Source organism: Streptomyces sp. NPDC028308, from assembly GCF_055565855.1.
This window is the reverse complement of sequence record NZ_JBVHTO010000025.1, coordinates 1-18,723: the sequence shown is the minus strand read 5'-3', so window position 1 is coordinate 18,723 and position 18,723 is coordinate 1. Positions and strand designations below refer to the sequence as shown.

The following is an 18,723-nucleotide window of genomic DNA, read 5'->3' as shown; positions in this document are numbered from 1 at the left end:
TCAACGCCCACAAGTCCGGCACCATCAAGGGCCTCACCGCCGAAGTCGGCGCCTCCCTCACCTCCGGCGCCCCCATCTGCGAGATCAAGGACTGACCCACAGCACAAACAAGTGCCCGGCCCCTTCCCGAAGGCGCCGGGCACTTCCACATCACCACCCACAACCGGCAGCCGAACCGAGCATCTATGTCCTGCGGCTCAGCCCCCACGGCCCGCAGTCGCGATCCGGCGGAAGGGGCCGTGCCGGTACATCAAATGGCCGTCGAGACGGGGACGTACGCAACCGAGGAACGCTGGTGACGAACGCCGGCAACAACTACCGACGGCCGGATGTACCGGCACGGCCCCGACCCACCCACCGGCCCCACCGCGCCCGACGCCCACCACACCGCACCAACGGCGACCAGCGCACCGGCGCACCGGCGCACCGGCGCACCGGCGCCAAAGAGGACACCGCACCGCACCGCACGGCGCACCCCGTCGTCAGCGACGGCGCAAGTCAGCCACCCGAGCACGCTCCCCCGGAGCCTGCTCCCCCAGCACGGTCGCGCTCCGCAACTGCGCCCCCGCCCCCGGCACCTGCCCCCGGCGCGGCCCGGGCAACGGCATGTCCCGGCGCGACTGACGCCCCGCCGGGCCCGTATCACCCCCCGCACCCCCGGAGGACGACGCCGACGACGACCCGGCCACGGCGATCTGCACGCCCTGGTCGGCCAGGGCCTGCAACTCCGTGCCCGCCCGGTCGTCGTGAGCGGGCGGCTCGTCCGTCACCAGCCGGGTGATCAGATCCGTCGGCACGGTCTGGAACATCGTGTCGGTCCCGAGCTTGGTGTGATCGGCGAGGACCACGACCTCCCCCGCCGCCTGCACCAGCGCGCGGTCGACGGACGCCGACAGCATGTTGGACGTCGACAGCCCCCGCTCGGCGGTCAGACCACTCCCCGAGAGGAAGGCCCGGGAGACCCGCAGCCCCTGGAGGGACTGCTCGGCCCCGCTGCCCACCAGGGCGTAGTTGGAACCGCGCAGGGTACCGCCGGTCATCACGACCTCCACGCGATTGGCATGGGCCAACGCCTGGGCCACCAGCAGCGAGTTGGTGACGACGGTCAGTCCGGGCACCCGCGCGAGCCGGCGGGCCAGCTCCTGGGTGGTGGTTCCCGCCCCCACCACGATGGCCTCGCCCTCTTCGACGAGACCCACGGCGAGATCGGCGATGGCCGTCTTCTCGGCGGTCGCGAGATGCGATTTCTGCGGAAAGCCGGACTCCCGCGTGAACCCGCCCGGCAGTACCGCACCGCCGTGCCGGCGGTCGAGGAGTCCTTCTGCCTCCAGTGCGCGCACGTCCCGCCGTACGGTCACTTCGGAGGTCTGGACGACGCGGGCGAGCTCACGGAGCGACACGGCCCCGTTCGCTCGCACCATTTCGAGGATCAATTGGCGACGTTCTGCAGCGAACACGAAACTGACAGTAACCCCAACGACCGTCTGCTTTCAGCAGTTTGCGCCGAATAACAGAAGTTGTTCGCACAGAGGGACACGGAGTGGTATACGTGCCTACGCCCGGCGCCTATGCCGCGAGAATGGGCGGCGACTCTCCGTGACCGGCGGGAGTCACCACCGGCCCGACCGGCCAGAACACCCCCGCCCGGCCCACGCGCCGCGGACCGCGCGCGGCCGCCACTCCCCGCGACTCGCTCGACGCGAGCCCCCGCAACCGCCGGACGCACTCCCCACGAGCGCCCCGCCGCCCGGGCGCGGCCCGGCAGAACCGATCAGCCCTCGCCGGCACTCTTGCGGGTGTGCAACTGCCGGGCCACCTCCGCGATCGATCCCGACAGGGAGGGATATACGGTGAACGCGTTCGCGATCTGCTCGACGGTCAGGTTGTTGTCGACGGCGAGCGAGATGGGGTGGATGAGTTCCGAGGCGCGCGGCGCGACGACGACACCGCCGACGACGATCCCCGTGCCGGGCCGGCAGAAGATCTTGACGAAGCCGTCCCGGATGCCCTGCATCTTGGCGCGCGGGTTGCGCAGCAGCGGCAGCTTGACGACCCGGGCGTCGATCTTCCCGCCGTCGACGTCCGCCTGGGTGTACCCGACGGTCGCGATCTCGGGGTCGGTGAAGACGTTCGAAGAGACCGTCTTCAGGTTCAGCGGGGCGACCGCGTCACCGAGGAAGTGGTACATCGCGATGCGGCCCTGCATGGCGGCCACGGAGGCGAGCGCGAAGACGCCGGTCACGTCACCGGCGGCGTAGACGCCGGGGGCGGTGGTCCTGGACACCTTGTCGGTCCAGATGTGCCCGGACTCCTTGACCTTGACCCCGGCCTCCTCGAGCCCCATGCCGCTGGAGTTCGGGACGGCGCCGACGGCCATGAGGCAGTGCGAGCCGGTGATGACCCGGCCGTCGGCGAGCGTGACCTCGACGCGGTCGCCCACCCGCTTGGCGGCCTGGGCGCGCGAGCGGGCCATGACGTTCATGCCGCGGCGCCGGAAGACGTCCTCCAGGACGGCGGCGGCGTCCGGGTCCTCGCCCGGCAGCACGCGGTCACGGCTGGAAACGAGCGTGACGCGTGAGCCGAGCGCCTGATAGGCGCCGGCGAACTCCGCGCCGGTGACGCCGGAGCCGACCACGATGAGCTCCTCGGGAAGCTCGTCCAGGTCGTAGACCTGCGTCCAGTTCAGGATCCGCTCCCCGTCCGGCTGCGCGTCGGGCAGCTCGCGGGGATGCCCGCCGGTGGCGATGAGGACCGCGTCCGCGACGAGGGTCTCCTCGTTACCGTCGGCCGCGCGCACGACGACCTTGCGGGAGCCGTCCGTGGCCTGCTGCCCGTCGAGCCGGCCGCGACCGCGCAGCACACGGGCCCCGGCACGGGTGACGGAGGCGGTGATGTCGTGGGACTGGGCGAGCGCGAGCCGCTTCACCCGGCGGTTGACCTTGCCGAGGTCGACGCCGACCACCCGGGCGGCCTGTTCCATCGGCGGGGTGTCGTCGGCGACGATGATGCCGAGTTCCTCGTACGACGAGTCGAAGGTGGTCATCACCTCGGCCGTCGCGATGAGGGTCTTCGACGGGACGCAGTCGGTCAGCACCGACGCCCCGCCCAGACCGTCGCAGTCGACGACGGTCACCTCCGCGCCGAGTTGGGCGGCCACCAGGGCCGCCTCGTATCCGCCGGGTCCGCCACCGATGATCACGATCCGAGTCACGTACTCCATTGTCCCGCACCCGCCAAGGTGCTTCCGCCCCGGGGCCCGCCGAGCGCGCATTCGAGCGACTTCTGTTACGCGGGGGGCCGGGTCGCCGCTGCCGTACCCTCGACCCCATGTCGCTCTACGCCGCGTACGCCGGCAATCTCGACCCGCGGCTCATGACGCGCCGCGCCCCGCACTCGCCGCTGCGCGCCACCGGCTGGCTGAACGGCTGGCGGCTGACCTTCGCCGGTGAGCACATGGGCTGGGAGGGCGCGCTGGCGACGATCGTCGAGGCACCGCGTTCCCAGGTGTTCGTGGCGCTGTACGACGTGGCGCCGCTGGACGAGGACTCGATGGACCGCTGGGAGGGCGTGGGCCTCGACATCTACCGCCGGATGCGCGTACGGGTGCACACCCTGGAGGGCGAGGAACCCGCGTGGGTGTACGTGCTGAACGGCTACGAGGGCGGGCTGCCGTCGGCCAGGTACCTGGGTGAGATCGCCGACGCGGCGGAGTCGGCCGGGGCGCCGCACGACTACGTCATGGAACTCCGCAAGCGCCCCTGTTGACGCCGGGCCGCCGGCCCCCGGAAATCCCCGTGCCGTGCCGCCACGGGATCGCCGCACCGCCCGCCCGGAGCGGCGGCCCAGCTCCCCGATCCGGGGCACCCGCTCCCCGGTCCGGCGCGCCCCGGGCCCGCTCTTTCGTGGGAAACGACAAGACAACGATCGCATGACCGTGAGCTCTGTCATCTACGCGCGTAGGCCGAGACCGGCTACCCTCATGCGCGTGAACGCATCTCTTCTTCCGGACGACATCCAGGGCGATCCCTACGCCGCCGCCGACGCCGCCGCCGCGCGCCTGCGCGAGCTCACGGGCGCCGAGACCCACGACGTCGCCCTCGTGATGGGCTCCGGCTGGGCTCCGGCCGTGGACGCCCTCGGCGTCCCCGAGGCCGAGTTCCAGGTCACCGAGCTGCCCGGCTTCCCGCCGCCGGTGGTCGAGGGCCACGGCGGCAAGATCCGCTCCTACCGCACGGGCGGCAAGCGGGCGCTGGTCTTCCTGGGCCGCACCCACTACTACGAGGGCCGCGGCGTCGCCGCCGTCGCGCACGGCGTCCGCACCGCCGTCGCCGCCGGCTGCAAGACGATCGTGCTCACCAACGGCTGCGGCGGCCTGCGCGAGGGCATGCGCCCCGGCCAGCCGGTCCTGATCAGCGACCACATCAACCTGACGGCGACCTCGCCGATCGTCGGCGCGAACTTCGTGGACCTCACGGACCTGTACTCGCCGCGCCTGCGCGCCCTGTGCAAGGAGGTGGACGCCACCCTGGAGGAGGGCGTCTACGCGCAGTTCCCCGGCCCGCACTACGAGACGCCGGCCGAGATCCGCATGGCCCGTGTCATCGGCGCGGACCTGGTCGGCATGTCGACCGTCCTGGAGGCGATCGCGGCGCGCGAGGCGGGTGCGGAGGTCCTCGGCATCTCGCTCGTCACCAACCTCGCCGCCGGTATGACGGGTGAGCCCCTCAACCACGAGGAGGTCCTCCAGGCGGGCCGCGACTCGGCCGCCCGCATGGGCGCCCTGCTCACCCGGGTGCTGGACCGCATCTGACCCGGCCGGGCCCCTGCCCCCCCCGGACCCGGCTGCCCGGCCCCGACGCGCTCGTCCTCGACGCCTAGGGGGCCGCGGGCTCCCGGCGCTCTCCAGGGCGGTCCCGACCCTCCGGCGTACGCGGAGCGGGGTCCGTCCCGGGCCCCGCGCGCACCTGGACGGGTCCGGGCCGCGCCGTGCGGGAGCGCCCGGGACGAAACCCGGGTACACAGCAACGTACGACGCAGACGAAGACGAGAGGTTGACCCCACGTGCAGGACGAACTCATCGCACGGGCCGAGGCATGGCTGGCCGAGGACCCCGACGCGGAGACCCGTGAGGAACTCGCCAAGCTCATCGAGTCCGGGGACGTCACCGAGCTCGCCGCACGCTTCGGCGGCACCCTCCAGTTCGGCACCGCCGGCCTGCGGGGCGAGCTGGGCGCGGGCCCGATGCGCATGAACCGCTCCGTGGTCATCCGCGCGGCCGCCGGACTCGCCGCGTACCTGAAGGCGCAGGGCCGGACGGACGGCCTCGTCGTGATCGGCTACGACGCCCGCCACAAGTCCGCCGACTTCGCCCGGGACACCGCCGCCGTGATGACCGGCGCCGGGCTCCGGGCCGCCGTCCTGCCCCGTCCGCTGCCCACCCCGGTCCTGGCCTTCGCCATACGGCACCTCGGGGCGGTCGCGGGCGTGGAGGTCACCGCCAGCCACAACCCGCCGCGCGACAACGGCTACAAGGTCTACCTCGGCGACGGTTCGCAGATCGTGCCGCCGGCCGACGCGGAGATCGCGGCCGAGATCGACGCCGTGCGCTCGCTCGCCGACGTGCCGCGCCCGGACAGCGGCTGGGAGACCCTCGACGACAGCGTCCTGGAGGCCTACCTGGCCCGTACGGACGCGGCCCTCGCCCCCGGCTCGCCCCGGACGGCCCGCACGGTCTACACGGCCATGCACGGCGTCGGCAAGGAGACCCTGCTCGGCGCCTTCGCGCGGGCCGGCTTCCCGGAGCCCGTCCTCGTCGCCGAGCAGGCGGAGCCGGACCCGGACTTCCCGACGGTCGCGTTCCCGAACCCGGAGGAGCCGGGCGCGATGGACCTGGCCTTCGCGAAGGCGCGCGAGACCGAGCCGGACCTGATCATCGCCAACGACCCGGACGCCGACCGCTGCGCGGTGGCCGTCAGGGACGGTGGCGACTGGCGCATGCTCCGCGGTGACGAGGTCGGCGCGCTGCTCGCCGAGCACCTGGTCCGCAAGGGCGCGCGCGGGACGTTCGCCGAGTCGATCGTCTCCTCCTCGCTCCTCGGCCGGATCGCCGAGAAGGCGGGCCTCGCCTACGAGGAGACCCTGACCGGCTTCAAGTGGATCGCCCGCGTGGAGGGACTGCGGTTCGGCTACGAGGAGGCGCTGGGCTACTGCGTCGACCCCGAGGGCGTACGCGACAAGGACGGCATCACCGCCGCCCTGGTCGTCACGGAGCTGGCCTCCGAGCTCAAGGAGGAGGGCCGCACGCTGCTGGACCTCCTCGACGACATCGCCGTGGAGTACGGCCTGCACGCCACCGACCAGCTGTCGGTGCGGGTGGACGACCTCTCGGTCATCGCGAGCGCGATGCGGCGCCTGCGCGAGCAGCCGCCGACCCGGCTCGCGGGCCTGACGATCGAGAAGTCCGAGGACCTGACGCAGGGCACGGATCGGCTCCCGCCCACCGACGGGCTGCGCTACACCCTGGACGGCGCCCGCGTGATCGTCCGTCCGAGCGGCACCGAGCCGAAGCTGAAGTGCTACCTGGAGGTCGTGGTGCCGGTGGCGACCCACGCAGACCTCCCCGAGGCCCGCACCCGCGCGACCGGCCTGCTGACGATGATCAAGCAGGACCTGTCGGCGGCGGCCGGCATCTGAGCCACCGCCCCGCACGCACCACGAGACGAAGCCCCGGTCCGGGTCCCCGGACCGGGGCTTCGGCCGTACTCCCGGGGCGCACCCGGCGCACGCCCGATCAGCGCGACTCGGGTCGGTTCACGCGCGCCCGGCGCGGCTCACGGCAGCAGGAAGACCAGCACGACGGCCCAGGCCACGGCCAGGACCACGCTCACGGGCCACAGCGGCCGCCCCCGCTCCCGTCCGCTGCTGCTCCCCGTCGGCCGCAGCGCGGGGTCCCGCCACATGGCGGTGATCTCGGCGGCCGTCCTCTCGTACGGGTGGACCAGTCCGAACCGCCGCTCCAGCCACAGCAGCCGAGGTCCGTGGACGCTCCACACGGGGAACGAGGCCCGGTGGCTGTCCACCCTCAGCACGGTGTTGCGGCACTCGACGACCCGGATGTGGTCCCAGGCGACGTGCCGGGTGCCGCGCAGGTCGTTGAGCCACAGCCCGGAGCTGTCGGCGGTGATGCGCCAGGCCGCCTTGCGGGGCAGCGACAGCACTCCCATCAGGCCGACCGCCGCGGCCAGGACGTAGCGCCACACACCGTCCTCAGCGGGGAGCAGGAAGCAGCCGAACAGCACGAGGGCGGCGGCGCCGAGCCGGTCCCACCAGCCCGCTCCCCAGCGCCGTACGGGCACCGGCCCCGCGTCCAGCGCCCGCACCACCGCTGTCCGCCGCTCCTCCTGCGTCTGCTCGCGGGCCGCGGCCTTGCGCAGCGCGGCCACCCGGCGCCGCGCGGCACCCTCCGACAGGGGGCGTACGGGCCCGGTGGACCAGGCGCGCGCGGGCGGCTCGTCGGCCTCCTCCTCGGCGCGGACCAGGAGGATCTCGGCGCCGTCGCAGGGCACGCCGTACAGGACGGCCTCACTCAGCGGGCCGGGGGTGTCGAGACCGGCGAGGAGCTTCTCCAGCTCGTCGTCCTCGTCGTCGTCATCCTCGACCTCGTCCTCGTCCTCGTCGTCGTCCTCGTCGTCGTCCGGCAGGTCACGCAGGGAGACGACGAACAGCGGCCGTCGCGCCTGCCGGTCGTCCGCGGCGAAGACCTCGGTGTCGCCGGTGCCGTCGTCGCGCGCCAGGACGCGCAGCACCGGTACCGGGGCTCGGCGCAGCGCGGTGGCCCGGCGCCGGCCCAGCACACCGGAGAGGGCGGCCGTCAGGCCCAGGCCGAGCGCGCAGCAGCCCACCGTCCGGGACACCTCGGGGTCGCCGGTGAGGTTCCAGGCGTCCGCCGTGGCCGGCAGGACGCCGCCGAGCACCGCGAGGACGAGTCCGGCGGGGACGAGGAAGGTCCCGCGCTCCAGCGGCCGGTCCTTCCCGGGCGGCGGCGCGGTCACGCCGTCGGCCGCGGCGAGGGCGGCCTCGCGCTGGCGCCCCCTGGCCCGCAGCCGCAGACCCGCGACGATCCAGGACACGGCCAGTGCCGCGACGACCGGCGCGGTCACCGCCCACGGCAGGCGGGGGTGCTGCGTGAGGAGGACGACGGCCAGGGCGGGAGCCGTGACGGGTACGACCTCGGGGCGCACCGACACCCAGACGACGTGGCAGGCGAGCAGCGCGGCGACGTACGGGCGTACGTCCGCGAGCGCGGGCACGAGGAAGGGCGAGGCGGCGACGAGGGCGCCGAGCGTCAGGTGGTAGCGCGCCCGGCCGCGCACGGGGGCCCAGCGCGGCGGCAGCGCCCCCGTCCAGCGGCGGACCCCTTCGCCGTCCCAGGCACGGCAGTCGTCGGGCACAGCGGCGGCGGGCAGCCGCGCGGGCCCCTCAAGATTCGTACTCATCGATGACCAGACGCTCGGACCCTGGCCGCGGTTGCCCACGACCACGAAAGCGGGGCCCGGCCCGGCGACCGCAGCTCAGGACAGACCCCTCCACTCGCGGCCCACCGTAGGCGGACGGACCAGCCGGCCGCATCACGCACCGCAAGCGGCCGTTCGAAGCACGGCGACCGCCAGGCAGGGCGGCCCCTCCACTCGCGGCCCACGTCAGACGGCCGGCGCGCGACAGCCACCGACGGACGGACCGGCCCGCCGCATTCCGCCCCGCAGCGGCTGGGTCACGGCGACCACCGGCCCCTCCACTCGCAGCTCACCGAAACCGGCCGACGCGCGCGAGTCACCGACGGACGGACCGCCCTCCGCTTCACGCACCGCAAGCGCCGAAACGCCCCGCACGGACGAACCGACCCGCTCGCCACGCGCCACTCACCGGAAGCGACCGCAGCACGGCGCCCCGCGCACGGCACCGCGCACGAGAGCCCGCGCCGGTCAGGAGCGACGGTCCGCTCAGCCGATCGCGAGCAGGATCACCAGCAGCAGCGCCCCCGCGATCACCGGGGCCAGCACCTCGTACGCCCAGCGCACGCTGACCTCGCCCTGGGCGGTCGGTGCCGCCGCGCGGTCCTGGACGAGTTCCCGCAGGTCGTCCATGATCTGGTCGGCCGGTGCGCGGGTGGGGTCGGTCGCGATCGCGGACGTGCGGCCGCTGGTGTCCGCGGCGGCGCTGCGCGACTGCCGCCTGGCGGCGCGCTTGCGGGCGCGCAGGGAGACCGGCACGGCCCACAGCTGATATTTGGTGCCGGCGGTGTCGACGACCTCGTTGGAGTAGCCGGAGCGCAGCGAGCCGACGGCGGCCCAGGGCAGCACGATCACCCGGAACGGGTTGCGCACGCGCAGCCGGTCCTCGTTGGCGAAGACGGCGGGGCGCAGGGTGAAGGCGCTCACCAGGGGGACGAGCAGGATCAGCGCGGCGAGCGCCACCCACGGCGTGCGCCCGTCACCGATGATCAGCGCGTCGATGCCGAGCCAGCCCGTGATGGCGAGCAGCAGCACGCCGCCCGCGATACCCGCGGACGACCGGTAGGTGCGGTCGCTCAGCTCTGGGTGCGCGGCGTCCGGTGCGGGAGACTGGTGGTCCGGGGTCGTCATGGCCCCGATTGTGCCCGACAGTGGCAGCTGTGCCCGTACACGGTGGTCGAGGTCACTTCGACCACGTGGGGTGTACAGCCGCTACGCGCGTAGATATGCTCAGGTCGTGACCATGCCCACCACTGCATCCGCTGCTCATGCACTCACGGACGTCGCCGCGTCCGACAGCACGCTGCGCCGCTTCCTCCACGGGCTGCCCGGCGTCGACGCGGTCGGCCTGGAGGCGCGCGCCGCCTCACTCGGCACCCGTTCCATCAAGACCACGGCGAAGGCGTACGCCATCGATCTCGCCATCTCGATGGTCGACCTGACGACGCTGGAAGGCGCGGACACCCCGGGCAAGGTCCGGGCGCTCGGCGCCAAGGCGGTCCGTCCGGACCCGACGGACCGGACGACGCCGAGCACCGCCGCCGTCTGCGTCTACCCCGACATGGTGCCCGCCGCCAAGGAGGCCGTCGCCGGCTCCGGGGTGAAGGTCGCCTCCGTGGCGACCGCGTTCCCGGCCGGGCGTGCCGCGCTCGACGTGAAGCTGGCCGACGTGCGCGACGCGGTCGCCGCGGGCGCGGACGAGATCGACATGGTCATCGACCGCGGCGCGTTCCTCTCGGGCCGCTTCATGAAGGTGTACGAGGAGATCGTCGCCGTGAAGGAGGTCGCGGGCGCCGCCCGGCTGAAGGTCATCTTCGAGACCGGCGAGCTGTCGACGTACGACAACATCCGGCGGGCCTCCTGGCTCGGGATGCTGGCCGGCGCCGACTTCATCAAGACCTCGACCGGCAAGGTCGCGGTGAACGCGACGCCCGCGAACACGCTGCTGATGCTGGAGGCCGTCCGCGACTTCCGCGCGCAGACCGGCATCCAGGTCGGCGTGAAGCCCGCGGGCGGTATCCGCACCTCCAAGGACGCCATCAAGTTCCTGGTCGTGGTCAACGAGACCGCGGGCGAGGACTGGCTGGACAACCACTGGTTCCGCTTCGGCGCTTCCTCGCTCCTGAACGACCTGCTGATGCAGCGTCAGAAGCTGGCCACCGGCCGCTACTCCGGCCCCGACTACGTGACGGTGGACTGATCACCATGACCATCGAGAAGCGGTCATCCGCATTCGAGTACGCACCGGCGCCCGAGTCCCGCGCGGTCGTCGACATCGCCCCGTCCTACGGGCTGTTCATCGACGGCGAGTTCACCGAGGCCGCCGACGGCCGGGTCTTCAAGACGGTCAGCCCGTCCACCGAGGAGGTCCTCTCCGAGGTGGCGCAGGCGGGCGCCGAGGACGTGGACCGCGCCGTGAAGGCCGCCCGCCGCGCCTTCGAGAAGTGGTCGGCGCTGCCCGGCTCCGAGCGCGCCAAGTACCTCTTCCGCATCGCCCGGATCATCCAGGAGCGCAGCCGCGAGCTGGCCGTCCTGGAGACGCTGGACAACGGCAAGCCGATCCGGGAGACCCGCGACGCGGACCTCCCGCTGGTCGCCGCGCACTTCTTCTACTACGCGGGCTGGGCCGACAAGCTCGACCACGCCGGGTTCGGCGCGAACCCGCGCCCGCTGGGCGTGGCCGGCCAGGTCATCCCGTGGAACTTCCCGCTGCTGATGCTGGCGTGGAAGATCGCCCCCGCTCTCGCGACGGGCAACACGGTCGTCCTGAAGCCCGCGGAGACCACTCCCCTGTCGGCCCTGTTCTTCGCGGACATCTGCCGCCAGGCGGGCCTGCCCAGGGGCGTCGTCAACATCCTCCCGGGGTACGGCGACACGGGCGCCGCGCTCGTCGAGCACCCGGACGTGAACAAGGTCGCGTTCACCGGCTCGACGGCGGTCGGCAAGGCCATCGCCCGCCAGATCGCCGGCACGCGCAAGAAGGTCACCCTCGAACTGGGCGGCAAGGGCGCGAACATCGTCTTCGACGACGCCCCGATCGACCAGGCCGTCGAGGGCATCGTCTCCGGCATCTTCTTCAACCAGGGCCAGGTCTGCTGCGCGGGTTCGCGGCTCCTCGTCCAGGAGTCGATCCAGGAGGAGCTGCTGGACTCGCTCAAGCGCCGGCTGTCCACGCTGCGCCTCGGCGACCCGCTCGACAAGAACACGGACATCGGCGCGATCAACTCCGCCGAGCAGCTGGCGCGCATCACCACGCTCACCGAGCAGGGCGAGGCCGAGGGCGCCGAGCGCTGGTCCCCGGCCTGCGAACTGCCCTCGTCCGGCTACTGGTTCGCCCCGACGCTCTTCACGAACGTCACCCAGGCGCACACCGTCGCCCGCGACGAGATCTTCGGCCCGGTCCTGTCCGTCCTCACCTTCCGGACGCCGGACGAGGCCGTGGCCAAGGCCAACAACAGCCAGTACGGCCTCTCCGCGGGCATCTGGACGGAGAAGGGCTCCCGCATCCTGGCGGTGGCGAACAAGCTCCGCGCGGGCGTCGTCTGGTCCAACACGTTCAACAAGTTCGACCCGACCTCGCCCTTCGGCGGGTACAAGGAGTCGGGCTTCGGCCGCGAGGGCGGCCGCCACGGCCTGGAGGCGTACCTCGATGTCTGATGCGCGACTGTCGGTGTTCAAGACCTACAAGCTGTACGTCGGCGGGAAGTTCCCGCGTTCCGAGAGCGGCCGGGTGTACGAGGTGACGGACTCGAAGGGCAAGTGGCTGGCCAACGCGCCGCAGTCCTCCCGCAAGGACGCCCGGGACGCGGTCGTCGCCGCGCGCAAGGCGTTCGGCCCGTGGTCCGGTGCGACCGCCTACAACCGCGGCCAGATCCTCTACCGCGTCGCGGAGATGCTGGAGGGCCGCCGGGGGCAGTTCGTCCACGAGGTCGCCGACGCCGAGGGCCTGTCGAAGTCCAAGGCCGCCGAGCAGGTCGACGCGACGATCGACCGCTGGGTCTGGTACGCGGGCTGGACCGACAAGATCGCCCAGGTGGTCGGCGGCGGCAACCCGGTCGCGGGCCCGTACTTCAACCTCTCCACGCCGGAGCCGACGGGCGTGGTGGCCGTCCTGGCACCCCAGGCGTCGTCGTTCCTCGGCCTGGTCTCGGTCGTCGCCCCGGTGATCGCGACGGGCAACACCGCCGTCGTCATCGCCTCCGAGAACTCGCCGCTCCCGGCGCTCTCCCTCGGCGAGGTGCTCGCCACCTCCGACCTGCCCGGCGGTGTGGTCAACGTGCTGTCCGGCCGGACGGCGGAGATCGCCGCGCCGTTGGCCGCGCACCAGGACGTGAACGCGATCGACCTCGCCGGTGCCGACGAGGCGCTGGCGAAGGAGCTGGAGATCGCGGCCGCCGACAACCTGAAGCGCGTCTTCCGTCCACAGCCTGTGGATTACGCGCGCACGCCGGGCATCGAGCGGCTCACGGCGTTCCTGGAGACGAAGACCGTCTGGCACCCGACGGGTTCGCTGGGCGCGTCCGGCTCCGCCTACTGAGCCACCGCGGTCCGGGGCCATCGCGCCCCCGTGGTCTCGGGACCCCGATCCGTGTCCCCGGGGTCCCGTACACCGGAGAGCCGCGCTTCCCCTCCGTCCAGGGGGAGCGCGGCTCTCTTCACGTTCAGTGCAGCAGCCCGGGTGCCTGCCCGATGACCGGGATGCTCCCGATCGACGGCGCCTGCGCCAGCGGACCGGTCAGGGCCTGGGAGGTCAGCGGCCGGAAGTCGCCCAGTTGGGTGCCGACGCCGTTGTCGAGCGGGTCGACGCCCGTGCCCGCGAGCGGGTTGGGCTTCAGGCCCTCCACCGGTCCCGTGACGTACTGGACGATCCCGGTCACCGCTCCGAGTCCCGCCTGGGGGTCGATGTTGCCGAGCGAGGTGGGCCGGGTGTGCGCCACGCCGAGAACGTCCTGAGTGTCCGCGGCGGCCGTGGAGGCCCCCGCTCCGAGTGCCGCGCCCGCCGTCGCGAGGGCCACCAGGGCACGCCGGGCGGTCGGGCTGTTCAGGGGTGTGTGTCGGGCCATGACTGGTGCCGCCTTCTGCTGCTCAAGGTAATCAGGTCGACACGTAGGGTAGTTGAGGTGTGATGTGCGCTCCAACGCCGACCCGCGGGGTCGGCCGGGGCCCCCCGATGCCTCACACTGGACTCTCGTGAGTTCCCATCCGCCCATACCCGCCCGCGTCGTGCTGCTGTCCGGCCCGTCCGGCTCCGGGAAGTCCCTCCTCGCCGCCCGTTCGGGCCTGCCCGTCCTGCGGCTCGACGACTTCTACAAGGAGGCGTCGGACCCGACCCTGCCCCAGGTGGAGGGGAGTTCCGACATCGACTGGGACCACCCGCTGTCCTGGGACGCGGACACCGCGGTCGCCGCCATCGCCGAGCTTTGCCGCACGGGCCGTACCACCGTCCCCGTGTACGACATCTCCCTGAGCGCGCGTACGGGCACGGAGACCCTGCACATCGACCGCACCCCGCTGTTCATCGCCGAGGGCATCTTCGCCGCCGAGATCGTCGGCCGCTGCCGCGAACTCGGCGTCCTGGCCGACGCCCTGTGCCTGACCCGGGGCCCCGTCACCACCTTCCGCCGGCGCTTCCTGCGTGACCTCAGGGAGGGCCGCAAGTCCGTGCCGTTCCTGCTGCGCCGCGGCTGGCGCCTGATGCGGGACGAGCGGTCGATCGTGGCCCGGCAGACGGCGCTGGGCGCGTACGCCTGCGACCGGGACGAGGCGCTGGGACGGCTGGCAGGAGCGGCGGCGGGCCGCAGCGCGGCCGCCAAGAGCCCGGCGTAGCGTCCGCCCGCACACACGAAAGCGGGACCGGAAGGACCCCCCGGCCCTCCAGTCCCGCTCTTTCGTGCTCCCCCGTGATCACAGCGGCTCCCCCCGGAACCGCTCCCCCGTGACCACACCGGCTCCCCCCGGAACCGTTCCCCCGTGCGTCCCCCGTTTCCCCGTTCCCCCGGACCTTCAGGCGACGAGTTCGCCGAAGGACTCCTCCTCGTCACGGCCGAAGCTGAGGACCTCGTCCTCGCGCAGCCGGCGGAGCGACCGCCAGATGCTGGACTTCACCGTGCCGACACTGATGTCGAGGATCTCCGCGATCTCCGGATCCGTGCGGCCCTCGTAGTAGCGCAGGACCAGCATGGTGCGCTGGAGTTCGGGCAGCCGGGCGAGCGCCTGCCACAGCACGGCGCGCAGCTCGGTGCCGCGCATCGCGTCCGTGTCACCGGCGGTCTCCGGCAGTTCCTCGGTCGGGTACTCGTTCAGCTTGCGCCGACGCCAGGCGCTGATGTGCAGGTTGGTCATCGTCCGCCGCAGGTAGCCCCCCACCGCGGCCTTGTCGCTGATCCGCTCCCACGCCCGGTACGTCGAGAACAGCGCGCTCTGGAGCAGGTCCTCGGCCTCGAAGCGGTCCCCGGTCAGGTGGTAGGCGGTCGCGTACAGGGAGGCGCGGCGCTCCTGGACGTAGGCGGTGAACTCCGCCTCCGACAGCGAGCGACGCTCCCCCGAGCCCTCCCTGTACGCGGCTCCCCCGTGAGCTCCCCCGTCGGCGGCGGACTTCTCCGCCACCGCCGTTCCCCCCGTGAACGCGTCAACCACCGTCATGTACGCGGTGTGCTGACGCCCGGCGCCGCGAGCGCACCCCCGCCCGCTCACAGCACCGGACTTCTCCGTGCTCCGGTTGACGTCGTGAAGACGCGTGACCACTGCGCTAGTGCTGGTGCTGTGCAGCGTGTTCATCTCGCGCCCCCCGTCGTGGAGTCCCGGTTTCCCTGCGTGCCTTGCTGGTGTCGAAAACTCTGCCGCCGGCACTTCATGGCCGTGTCCGCCGACTGTCACAGGCCTGTCACAGGGGTCACCCCCGGGCGCGTCACGCGGCGATCACGGAGAAGAGCCGTACGACTACGCAGACGGCTCATGGCGACTTCCATCTGTGCAAGAGATGGGTGGGAGCGGTTCAACGGTCGATAGACCACCGTGCGATGGGCCAGAATGACGTTCGTGCCTTCCCTGTTGCTGATCGAGGACGACGACGCCATCCGTACGGCCCTGGAGCTCTCTTTGACGCGCCAGGGACACCGTGTGGCCACCGCTGCCACCGGCGAGGACGGTCTGAAGCTGCTGCGAGAGCAACGGCCGGATCTCATCGTGCTGGACGTGATGCTGCCGGGCATCGACGGATTCGAGGTGTGCCGCCGCATCCGGCGCACGGACCAGCTGCCGATCATCCTGCTGACCGCCCGAAGCGACGACATCGACGTGGTGGTCGGGCTGGAGTCCGGCGCCGACGACTACGTGGTCAAGCCGGTGCAGGGCCGCGTCCTCGACGCCCGTATCCGGGCGGTGCTGCGGCGCGGCGAGCGGGAGGCCAACGACTCGGCGACGTTCGGTTCCCTGGTCATCGACCGGGCCGCCATGACCGTCACGAAGAACGGCGAGGACCTGCAACTGACGCCGACCGAGCTGCGGTTGCTCCTGGAGCTGAGCCGCAGACCCGGACAGGCGCTGTCCCGCCAGCAGTTGCTGCGACTGGTCTGGGAGCACGACTACCTGGGCGACTCCCGCCTGGTCGACGCGTGCGTGCAGCGCCTGCGCGCGAAGGTGGAGGACGTCCCGTCCTCGCCCACCCTGATCCGTACCGTGCGCGGAGTCGGCTACCGGCTGGACAACCCTCAGTGACACCACCGCAGGACGAGCGCCGCGGCTGGGCCGCGGCGCGCAGGGCGAGGCTCGCCGGTCTGCGCTTCACCAGCCTGCGGCTGCGCCTGGTCGTGGTGTTCGGGCTGGTCGCGCTCACCGCGGCGGTGTCGGCGTCGGGGATCGCGTACTGGCTCAACCGCGAGGCCGTGCTCACCCGTACCCAGGACGCGGTGCTGCGCGACTTCCAGCAGGAGATGCAGAACCGCGCCAGCGCCCTGCGCCCGCACCCCACGCAGGACGAACTGCAGCACACGGCGGGGCAGATGGCCAACAGCAGCCAGCGCTTCAGTGTGCTGCTCGTCGAGGCCGACAAGAGCGGCCGGACGGTCACGGGCAACTCGGACCTGGACGCGTTCACCCTGGAGGACGTGCCGAAGTCCCTCCAGAAGGCCGTGAACAAGAGGCAGTCGGTCTCCTCCGGCAACAAGTACGCGTACCACCTGTACTGGCAGCGGATCGTGGAGGACGACGAGCCGTACCTGGTGGCCGGCACGAGGGTGATCGGCGGTGGCCCGACCGGCTACATGCTCAAGTCCCTCGAACCGGAGGCCAAGGACCTCAACTCCCTCGCCTGGTCGCTGGGGATCGCCACGGGCCTTGCGCTGATCGGCTCGGCGCTGCTCGCGCAGGCCGCGGCGACCACGGTCCTCAAGCCGGTGCACCGCCTCGGCACCGCGGCCCGCAGGCTCGGCGAGGGCAAGCTCGACACGAGGCTCCGCGTCTCGGGCACGGACGAACTCGCCGATCTGTCACGCACGTTCAACCGCACGGCGGAGTCCCTGGAGAAACGCGTCCAGGACATGAGCGCGCGCGACGAGGCGTCCCGCCGCTTCGTCGCCGACATGTCCCACGAACTGCGCACGCCGCTGACCGCGATCACCGCCGTGACGGAGGTCCTCGAAGAGGAACTCGACGCGGAGACCGGCAGCGTGGACCCGATGATCGAGCCGGCGGTCCGGCTGGTGGTCAGTGAGACCCGCCGCCTGAACGACCTCGTCGAGAACCTGATGGAGGTCACCCGCTTCGACGCGGGCACGGCCCGCCTGGTCCTTGACGACGTGGACATCGCCGATCAGATCACGGCGTGCATCGACGCGCGCGCCTGGCTGGACGCGGTGGAACTCAACGCCGAGCGCGGCATGATGGTCCGGCTCGACCCGCGCCGGCTCGACGTCATCCTCGCCAACCTGATCGGCAACGCGCTCAAGCACGGCGGCTCGCCGGTCTGCGTCTTCGTCCGCAAGGAGTCCGACGACCTGGTGATCGAGGTCCAGGACCACGGCCCCGGCATCCCCGAGGACGTGCTCCCGCACGTCTTCGACCGCTTCTACAAGGCGAGCGCGTCCCGCCCGCGCTCCGAGGGCAGCGGACTCGGCCTGTCCATCGCCCTGGAGAACGCGCACATCCACGGCGGCGAGATCACGGCGGCGAACTCCCCCAAGGGCGGCGCCGTGTTCACCCTGCGGCTGCCCCAGGACACGTCCGTGCCCCCGGAGGCGGACGGCACGGAGGAGGACGCCGGATGAGGCGACGACTGCGGGGCGTACGCCCCTGGCTGACGCTCGTGGCGTCCGCGGCGCTGCTCACGGGCTGCGGCATCCGCTCGACCCAGGTCCCGACGGACTTCGGCCCCGCGCCGTCCCGGGTGCCGTGCTCGCTGTCGGGCTCCGACATCACCACCCGGTCGGCGCCCGGCATCCCGGTCCAGGTCTTCCTCCTGTGCTCCTCGCAACTGGTGACGGTCGACCGGTCGGTGCGCATCCCGGACGGTACGGCTGAGGCGCAGCGCCGGGTACTGGTCGCCCAGGGGCTCCTGGACCAGCTCGCGGGAACGCCCTCCTCGCCGGAGAGGCAGGCCGGTTACTCGACCGACGTGCGCGCCGGTACGCGGGTGAGCGGGCCGCAGGGCAAGGACCCGGAGAACACGTTCCGGCTCAGCACGGCGCCGGAGAAGCTGACGTCGTACGCCCTCGCGCAGATCATCTGCACGTTCGCCGACTCGGAGGCGACCGCGGCGGACGACGGCTCCGTCATCCTGGGCGGCCCCGCCCCGGCCCCGCTCCACCACTACGACTGCACCACAGAGGTCCGCGCCAGCCCCGGCACAGAGACTCCCCCCTCCACAGACATCACCGAAAACTGACCCCACCCCCACAGCCGAGGCCGCGGCGGTCCCGCTCACCCCACGTACATCCGGCACCCGGTGCCGCAGCTGAGGTCAGGGTGGGACGGCGAACCCGGCGCCAACGGGGAGCCGCCTGCGCCCACCCTCCCCCACTCTCGGCTCCGCTCGAGCGGGGGGACCCCCATCGCCCCGAGCGGCACGCCTGCCCGCAGCTGGAGGGGCCGCCGCCCTTCACCGCACGTGTGCCCGCACCGGAGCCACCGACCCCGCGCCCCCGCAGCTCAGCCCCTACGAACCGCAAGCCGCCATGCGACCGAAGGGGCCGTGCCGGTACATCAAATGGCCGTCGAG

General features: G+C 72.5%; 16 protein-coding genes. 10 read left to right on the top strand and 6 right to left on the bottom strand.

Annotated elements, in window-relative coordinates:
• Window positions 1-482 precede the first annotated feature (482 nt).
• Entirely contained in the window at window positions 483-1,457 is a 975-nt protein-coding gene (locus ACZ4VA_RS38375; protein WP_468084581.1) for a DeoR/GlpR family DNA-binding transcription regulator, read from the bottom strand.
• 314 nt (window positions 1,458-1,771) lie between these two features.
• The gene (locus tag ACZ4VA_RS38370; RefSeq protein ID WP_452923593.1) at window positions 1,772-3,220 is read right to left on the bottom strand and encodes an NAD(P)H-quinone dehydrogenase; all 1,449 of its coding nucleotides are present in this window, start codon (window positions 3,218-3,220) and stop codon (window positions 1,772-1,774) included.
• Between the two features lie 107 nt (window positions 3,221-3,327).
• Between ACZ4VA_RS38370 and ACZ4VA_RS38365 the strand changes: the two genes are divergently transcribed.
• From ACZ4VA_RS38365 to ACZ4VA_RS38355, 3 genes are all read left to right on the top strand, one after another.
• Complete coding sequence (locus tag ACZ4VA_RS38365) at window positions 3,328-3,765, top strand: gamma-glutamylcyclotransferase family protein (RefSeq protein WP_121405665.1); 438 nt, start codon at window positions 3,328-3,330, stop codon at window positions 3,763-3,765.
• 220 nt (window positions 3,766-3,985) lie between these two features.
• Window positions 3,986-4,810 (top strand): purine-nucleoside phosphorylase, encoded by an 825-nt coding sequence (locus ACZ4VA_RS38360; RefSeq protein WP_355787136.1) that lies wholly within the window; start codon window positions 3,986-3,988, stop codon window positions 4,808-4,810.
• A gap of 251 nt (window positions 4,811-5,061) precedes the next feature.
• Window positions 5,062-6,693 (top strand): phospho-sugar mutase, encoded by a 1,632-nt coding sequence (locus ACZ4VA_RS38355; RefSeq protein WP_468084578.1) that lies wholly within the window; start codon window positions 5,062-5,064, stop codon window positions 6,691-6,693.
• A 137-nt stretch (window positions 6,694-6,830) separates the two neighbouring features.
• On the opposite strand, the gene ACZ4VA_RS38350 is transcribed toward ACZ4VA_RS38355, so the two are convergent.
• Window positions 6,831-8,495 carry a hypothetical protein gene (locus tag ACZ4VA_RS38350; protein ID WP_468084576.1) on the bottom strand — a complete coding sequence of 555 codons (1,665 nt, stop codon included), beginning with the start codon at window positions 8,493-8,495 and terminating at the stop codon, window positions 6,831-6,833.
• A 504-nt stretch (window positions 8,496-8,999) separates the two neighbouring features.
• A complete protein-coding gene (locus ACZ4VA_RS38345) occupies window positions 9,000-9,641 on the bottom strand; it encodes a PH domain-containing protein (protein WP_355780033.1) in 642 nt (213 codons plus the stop codon).
• A 112-nt stretch (window positions 9,642-9,753) separates the two neighbouring features.
• Between ACZ4VA_RS38345 and deoC the strand changes: the two genes are divergently transcribed.
• Genes deoC through ACZ4VA_RS38330 form a run of 3 tightly spaced genes read left to right on the top strand, consistent with a single transcriptional unit; the run spans window position 9,754 to window position 13,047 of the window.
• On the top strand, window positions 9,754-10,710 hold the full coding sequence (deoC, locus tag ACZ4VA_RS38340; protein ID WP_468084574.1) for a deoxyribose-phosphate aldolase: 957 nt from the start codon (window positions 9,754-9,756) through the stop codon (window positions 10,708-10,710).
• A gap of 5 nt (window positions 10,711-10,715) precedes the next feature.
• A complete protein-coding gene (locus ACZ4VA_RS38335; protein ID WP_355780036.1) occupies window positions 10,716-12,167 on the top strand; it encodes an aldehyde dehydrogenase family protein in 1,452 nt (483 codons plus the stop codon).
• Window positions 12,160-13,047 (top strand): aldehyde dehydrogenase family protein, encoded by an 888-nt coding sequence (locus ACZ4VA_RS38330; RefSeq protein WP_355780039.1) that lies wholly within the window; start codon window positions 12,160-12,162, stop codon window positions 13,045-13,047. Before ACZ4VA_RS38335 ends, ACZ4VA_RS38330 begins: the two co-directional genes overlap by 8 nt.
• Before the next feature lie 124 nt (window positions 13,048-13,171).
• Here the strand turns inward: ACZ4VA_RS38330 and ACZ4VA_RS38325 are convergent, their stop codons facing one another.
• Complete coding sequence (locus tag ACZ4VA_RS38325) at window positions 13,172-13,573, bottom strand: hypothetical protein (protein ID WP_355780042.1); 402 nt, start codon at window positions 13,571-13,573, stop codon at window positions 13,172-13,174.
• A gap of 127 nt (window positions 13,574-13,700) precedes the next feature.
• Between ACZ4VA_RS38325 and ACZ4VA_RS38320 the strand changes: the two genes are divergently transcribed.
• A complete protein-coding gene (locus ACZ4VA_RS38320; RefSeq protein ID WP_355780045.1) occupies window positions 13,701-14,336 on the top strand; it encodes a uridine kinase family protein in 636 nt (211 codons plus the stop codon).
• Between the two features lie 177 nt (window positions 14,337-14,513).
• Here ACZ4VA_RS38320 and ACZ4VA_RS38315 read toward each other — a convergent pair whose 3' ends face one another.
• Window positions 14,514-15,287: a SigE family RNA polymerase sigma factor gene (locus ACZ4VA_RS38315; protein ID WP_355780048.1), complete on the bottom strand. Its 774-nt coding sequence runs from the start codon at window positions 15,285-15,287 to the stop codon at window positions 14,514-14,516.
• Between the two features lie 261 nt (window positions 15,288-15,548).
• Between ACZ4VA_RS38315 and afsQ1 the strand changes: the two genes are divergently transcribed.
• Genes afsQ1 through ACZ4VA_RS38300 form a run of 3 tightly spaced genes read left to right on the top strand, consistent with a single transcriptional unit; the run spans window position 15,549 to window position 18,390 of the window.
• Complete coding sequence (gene afsQ1, locus ACZ4VA_RS38310) at window positions 15,549-16,226, top strand: two-component system response regulator AfsQ1 (RefSeq protein WP_099505496.1); 678 nt, start codon at window positions 15,549-15,551, stop codon at window positions 16,224-16,226.
• Window positions 16,223-17,773: a HAMP domain-containing sensor histidine kinase gene (locus tag ACZ4VA_RS38305; RefSeq protein ID WP_355780052.1), complete on the top strand. Its 1,551-nt coding sequence runs from the start codon at window positions 16,223-16,225 to the stop codon at window positions 17,771-17,773. Before afsQ1 ends, ACZ4VA_RS38305 begins: the two co-directional genes overlap by 4 nt.
• Complete coding sequence (locus ACZ4VA_RS38300; RefSeq protein ID WP_468084570.1) at window positions 17,770-18,390, top strand: hypothetical protein; 621 nt, start codon at window positions 17,770-17,772, stop codon at window positions 18,388-18,390. Before ACZ4VA_RS38305 ends, ACZ4VA_RS38300 begins: the two co-directional genes overlap by 4 nt.
• Window positions 18,391-18,723: the final 333 nt, after the last annotated feature.